Source organism: Lapillicoccus sp., assembly GCF_039935575.1.
In the GTDB taxonomy this organism is placed as follows: domain Bacteria; phylum Actinomycetota; class Actinomycetes; order Actinomycetales; family Dermatophilaceae; genus Lapillicoccus.
This window is the reverse complement of sequence record NZ_JBDTKA010000040.1, coordinates 1-5,300: the sequence shown is the minus strand read 5'-3', so window position 1 is coordinate 5,300 and position 5,300 is coordinate 1. Positions and strand designations below refer to the sequence as shown.

Genomic DNA, 5,300 nt, shown 5'->3' with positions numbered 1-5,300 from the left:
AGCGGCAGGTTGCGGTGGCCCAGGCCATCGAGGATGCCGTTACCCTCAACCCGGGGATGAGCGCACTCGAGGTCGGCGGTGGCACCGGTCGTCTGAGCATCTTGCTCTCCGACCGGGTCGGCTCCGTTGTCGTGACCGACCCCTCCGCCGGAATGGTGCAGGTAGCTCAGGAGCGGATCGAGGCGGCCGATCTCAGTGACCGACTCCGCGCTGTCCAGGCAGACCTCACGACAGACCCCCTCGATGGCGCCTACGACGTGGTGTGGAGCTCCATGGCGTTGCACCACGTTCAGGACCTGGATGGGCTGCTGCGGTCCGTGGCGGGGCTCCTGGTCAACGGTGGTCGGCTGGCCATCGCGGACCTTGACGAGGATCCCGACGGCGCCTTCCACGCTGAGAGGGCCGACTTTGACGGACATCACGGATTCGACAGGCAACGCCTCGCAGAGCAGTTGGCCCACGCCGGGTTCGCCGAAGTCAGCTTCGTTGACGCTACGACCATCCTCAAGGGCGACCGCGAGTTCGTCGTGTTTCTGTGCACGGCTACCAAGGGTGCATGAACCCGGCGGAGATCGCGGAGTGGGACAAGACGTTCCGTTGTCACCCAGCACGGCAGAGCCAATCGGTTCAGCGACGACCTCGGGACGGCCGAGCGGGCAGGACTGGTCTCGGTCGACCCACACTCACACCGGCTCGCGTTCACCCATCCACTTATCAGGGCGGCCGTTGTGAGCCTGGCCACCGACACAGGGCGGAGGGCGGTGCACGAGACTTTGGCCGGCCTCTTCGAGGACGAGCCTGACCTGCGCGTCCAACATCTTGCCGAAGCAACATCCGACGTCACCGGGGCGCGCTGCGAGACGTGGCCGAGCTGCTGACCAGGGCGCGACAGGCTGATCCACAGCTGGACAGCTCGCTGGCCACCGCGGTGCTGGCGGCGTTCGTCCTGCTCAACGGCGAAGGCGACCTCGACACCGCGCACCGGCTGCTCGTCGCCGCACTCGAGACGACGGCGACCATTTCGGTACCGGGTCACGTTCTCGACGAGACCATCCATACGCTGACGCTGGTGTGCTTCTTCGGTGACCGTCGTGAACTGTGGGCGCCGTTCAAGGCGGCTCTGGAACACTTTGGCTCCGAGCTCTTTCCGATCCAGGTCCTGGCGGCGACGACCTTCGCCGACCCGCAGCGCTCGACTCCGACCAACCTTGTGGCGCTCGATCAGATCATCGCCGGCCTGCATCACGAGACTGACCCTGTGCACATCGTGCGAGTCGCGATCGCCGCCAACTTCGTCGGACGACTGGACGGTTGCCGCGATGCGCTACTTCGCGTCATCGTTGACGGACGCAGAGGCGGTGCGGTGGCCTCCCCCAACACCTCACATCAGCAAGGGTGTTGCAACGACCGACTGAACCCGCCAACCGTATACGGGACACTCCGAGGGTCGGTGGCGATTTCGGACGGTCAGGTTCGGATTCGTCTGTTGCTGTGCCGGTGAGTGTTCGTCTACCGGGATGCGTCCCGGGTTCGATGCCCTGCGTCAGCCTTTAGGCGCAGTAGTGTCTGAGCGATCGCGCGCTGGTTGCGCGCGGGCCAGCCGAGAAGCCTGATGAACCATCGGCCGAGCCTGGAGTAGTACGAGTAGTCGAACGACTCCGTGACCCGAGTGCCACCAGCTACGGGTTCCAGTTCGTACCGCCAGCGCTGGGGCTCGAAGTGTCGCCATGCGATGAGCCGGTTCGGCTCGAACTCCACCACTCGGTTGGTGACCCGGTAGGGAACACCGAACAGTCTCATGGACATGGTGAACGGCGACCCCATCGATAACCGCGCTGGCCCGCGCCGCAAACACCGGACGGTCGTGGAGCCGTCGATCTTGACGTGCTGGGCCGGGGTGGTGAGCAAATCGAAGACGACCTCGGCCGGAGCCTCGATGTCGATCGTCTGCTTCACCACGTGCCCGGTCATGACTCGAACCTAGCTTGGGGCTCGGAGTGCGTGTGCCCCTGAACGTCCTTGGCCTGCCTTGTGCTCCTCGGCCGGTCTACGAGAAACCTCGATCATCGGACCGGTCTACTTGTGTCCGAGCCCCCCGGTGTGCCGAGAACCTCGCCGGATGCCGTTGCGCTCTTATCCTTGCCCGATGAGCGAGATGACGGCCGTCCGCAAGTACTACGACCGCATCGGTCGTGGCCAGGACACCCAGCGCTTCTACGAGGATCCGCCGACCGATCGACTCCGCCAGTGCGCGGAGTTCGAGACCGCGGCCTCGCTGGTCGAGTTGTGCTGCGGCACTGGACGTTTCGCTCGTACGCTGCTTCGCGAGCAACTACCGGCGGTGGCGAGCTACCGCGGGTTCGAGTTGAGTGGGCGGGCAGCGGCCATTGCGGCTTCGCGGCTGAGGCCGTGGGCCGGACGGGCCGCGGTGACACGCATTGACGGAGATCCACCGCTGCCGCTGGATGAAGCTGCGGCCGATCGTTTCATCGCAAACTACGTGCTCGATCTGATGCCGCCAGCCCAGGCGTGCCAATGGTTGGACGAGGCGCATCGGATCCTCGCGCCGGCCGGGTTGCTATGCCTGGTCAGCATCACCCCAGGGGTCGGCCACGCGTCGCGCTTGGTGTCCGACACATGGACGCGACTGTGGCGTCACCGACCGTCGCTCGTCGGAGGCTGCCGACCGATCGAGCTTCTCGACCTTCTCGCCCCGGACCAGTGGGCTACCCGCCACCACGAGGTCGTGACCGCTTGGTCGGTCAGCTCAGAGGTAGTCGTAGCGCAGCGCCGGTGAGTGGTTGAATCTCGACCTCGCGCAGACATCTTGTACCGAGTCCGCAGCTCGACCGACGCGGATCCCCACGGGGATCGTTACCTGGATCGAATGCAGGTGCCACCGCCGACACAACCAGGATGCACGCGGACGATTGACCCCAGCGAGTACTGAGCAGTCATGGCGAGACCCGCCTGTTAGTCGGGATGCGGATGAGGCTTCCGGAGACAGCCAACGCGGAGCGCGCTTCTCGCCCAGGCGAGAGTTGGGAAACATCGCCCGGGCTGAGCGTCGGAAGGTGGCCGGCAGCCGGGTGTGACAGCCCGCTCGGGATGGCGTCACCGCCACAGACGCGAACATCGTCGTCCATACGAATGCGCAGCCCTCTCCGCTCGGGTGGCGTTAGGCCCGCCTTGCATGTGGCCCAAACACGCACCATTCCCTGAAGCGAGGCAGCCACCACGACCCGGCGGCCGTCGGGTTGGGCACCTGGGTCGAGACGGTGCAGGCGCCGCCTGACGCGAAGCCGTCCTCGGTCAAATCGTCCGTGTGCTGGTCCGGGGGCAGCAGCCTCAGATCTCAAAGTGCGGCAACGTCCGGCGCCTCGGTCGGTGCGGAAGGCAGTGCGGCCAGCGGACTCGCTCGGCGCATGGGATCGCGGTAGTCGGCCCACCGGGGCGGACCCCAGACGCCACCGGTCCAGTCGGCGACTGCGAACAGCCCGGGCTGGTCCGAACCTCCGACGCGGTAAGTACCAGGCGAGCCTGGAACATCTGCGCTACCCACAACCGGGCGGCCGAAGACGATCGGCGCCCGTCCATGGGGGTTCTCGACCTGTCGACACGCAGCAGAAGCGCGTAGAGGCCCCGCTGCTCGAGGTCGGGCCAGCGCCCCCAGACGCCGTCACTGGAGTAATACTCGAGAAAACCTTCCATCTTCACCGAATTGACCTGCTCGGGATCGACCTCGCTCGGTATCGGTGCTGGCCGCGAGGTGCACGGCGGCCAGGAGCTGGTGACAGACGCCGGCGTCCGATGATTACCACGTCGAACTGGGCTCTTCGCTCGGCGCGCGAGAGCCGTTGGTGAGACGACTTCGATTCCCGTACGCCAGTACTTGAAAGTGTTCACCGCGCCCTACCCCCATCTCGCTGACCTGGGGTATAACAAGAAGGCAAGACGCACGGATTCTCACAGTCTTGTCCACATCCTCAGCCCACCCGCCGTTGGCCTAAGAGCGTTCCCGTACGAGGGACCCCTGTGACAATTCGATCCGGGCAGGTCTTACGGGGCGCTCAGGCTGGCGCATCCTCGTTGACGTGTGGTGTTCCCGGAGGTCGTTAAGCGGTGGTCCAGCAACCACCTGGGCTACGAACTCGGCCCAGACTCATTGCTCAGCCACCGCTCATTCGCGGGAGACGTTACGCGAGGTAGTTGCCCAGAGTCTCGAGCAGGCCCCGGCTGCCTTCCTCGCGGGCCGGTCCGTCGGCCCAGAACTGGTCGAAGAAGACACCGTGCTCGACGTGCGTGAACCGGGTGCTCTCGTCGATCGGCTCGAACTCGAACGACGCCACCGACGTCGACATGTGGACCCTGTCGAGCCACATGTCGTACGTCGTGACGATGCGGACGTGTTCGACGATGTCGGTGTACGTGGCCACGTACACCGAGACCGGACCGTCGTGGAACGTCCCCTCGGCGACGTCGCGTCCGCCAACGCGGAAGTCGAACGCCCACTCACCGGGCTCAATGGTGTCGCCGGCGCCCCACCAGCCCAGCTTCTGGTCCTCCTCGGCGAACGCGTCCCAGACGCGCTCGAGACGAACGGGGTAGTCGCGGGTCAGGGTGAACCCGGCGCGGGCGAGGCGGCGTTCGATCGTCATGAGGAGGTCCTATCGGGTGAACGTGACGTGGATCGTGCCACTCTCGGCCACTTCCGTCGCCACCGTGTGGGTGAGCTCGAGGCCGCGCAGGTCCTCCCACAGTCGCTGGCCCCGGCCGAGCAGAACCGGGGCGATCATGACGTGCAAGTCATCGACCAGCCCGGCGCGCAGGAAGTCGCGAGCGGTGCTGATGCCACCGCCGACGCGCACGTCCAGGCCCTCGGCAGCCTCGCTCGCCTCGGCGAGCACGTCCTCGGTTGCGGCGCTGCGGAAGTGGAACGTCGTGGCGCCGGCCATCGGGATCGACGGACGCGGTGCGGTGTGGGTGAGGATGTAGACCGGGGTGCCGAACGGCGGCTTCTCACCCCACCAGCCCGTCCACTCCGGGTCGTCGGGGAACGTATGCAGCCCGAACATCCCCGCGCCCATGATCTCGGCGCCGACGTCGGCGAAGTGCGCGGCGGCGTGGGAGTCGTCGACGCCGGTCGTACCGGTGCCGCTGGTGTCGCCGAAGACGCGCTCGTGGAACGTGCGGGTCGCGGCGTACGCCGCTGTGAGGCGCCCCCAGTCCTCACCCATCGGATTCTCCGGGGTCTGGCCGGCCGAGGTGTAGCCGTCCAGCGAGGTGAACAGGTCGATGCG

At 66.3% G+C, this 5,300-nt stretch carries 6 protein-coding genes; 3 read left to right on the top strand and 3 right to left on the bottom strand.

Annotation, left to right across the window (positions count from 1 at the left end):
* Positions 1 to 560 (top strand): class I SAM-dependent methyltransferase (locus ABI385_RS05130; protein WP_348102668.1); only part of this gene is annotated, 560 nt, incomplete at its 5' end.
* Between the two features lie 302 nt (positions 561 to 862).
* Positions 863 to 1,501: a hypothetical protein gene (locus ABI385_RS05125; RefSeq protein ID WP_348102667.1), complete on the top strand. Its 639-nt coding sequence runs from the start codon at positions 863 to 865 to the stop codon at positions 1,499 to 1,501.
* Between the two features lie 8 nt (positions 1,502 to 1,509).
* Here ABI385_RS05125 and ABI385_RS05120 read toward each other — a convergent pair whose 3' ends face one another.
* Complete coding sequence (locus tag ABI385_RS05120) at positions 1,510 to 1,971, bottom strand: SRPBCC family protein (RefSeq protein WP_348102666.1); 462 nt, start codon at positions 1,969 to 1,971, stop codon at positions 1,510 to 1,512.
* A 175-nt stretch (positions 1,972 to 2,146) separates the two neighbouring features.
* Between ABI385_RS05120 and ABI385_RS05115 the strand changes: the two genes are divergently transcribed.
* Entirely contained in the window at positions 2,147 to 2,797 is a 651-nt protein-coding gene (locus ABI385_RS05115) for a class I SAM-dependent methyltransferase (RefSeq protein ID WP_348102665.1), read from the top strand.
* A gap of 1,399 nt (positions 2,798 to 4,196) precedes the next feature.
* Here the strand turns inward: ABI385_RS05115 and ABI385_RS05110 are convergent.
* Both ABI385_RS05110 and ABI385_RS05105 read right to left on the bottom strand, forming a co-directional pair.
* A complete protein-coding gene (locus ABI385_RS05110) occupies positions 4,197 to 4,658 on the bottom strand; it encodes an SRPBCC domain-containing protein (RefSeq protein WP_348102664.1) in 462 nt (153 codons plus the stop codon).
* A 9-nt stretch (positions 4,659 to 4,667) separates the two neighbouring features.
* Positions 4,668 to 5,300, bottom strand: a 633-nt coding sequence (locus ABI385_RS05105; RefSeq protein ID WP_348102663.1) for a dihydrofolate reductase family protein, incomplete at its 5' end; no start/stop codon positions are given.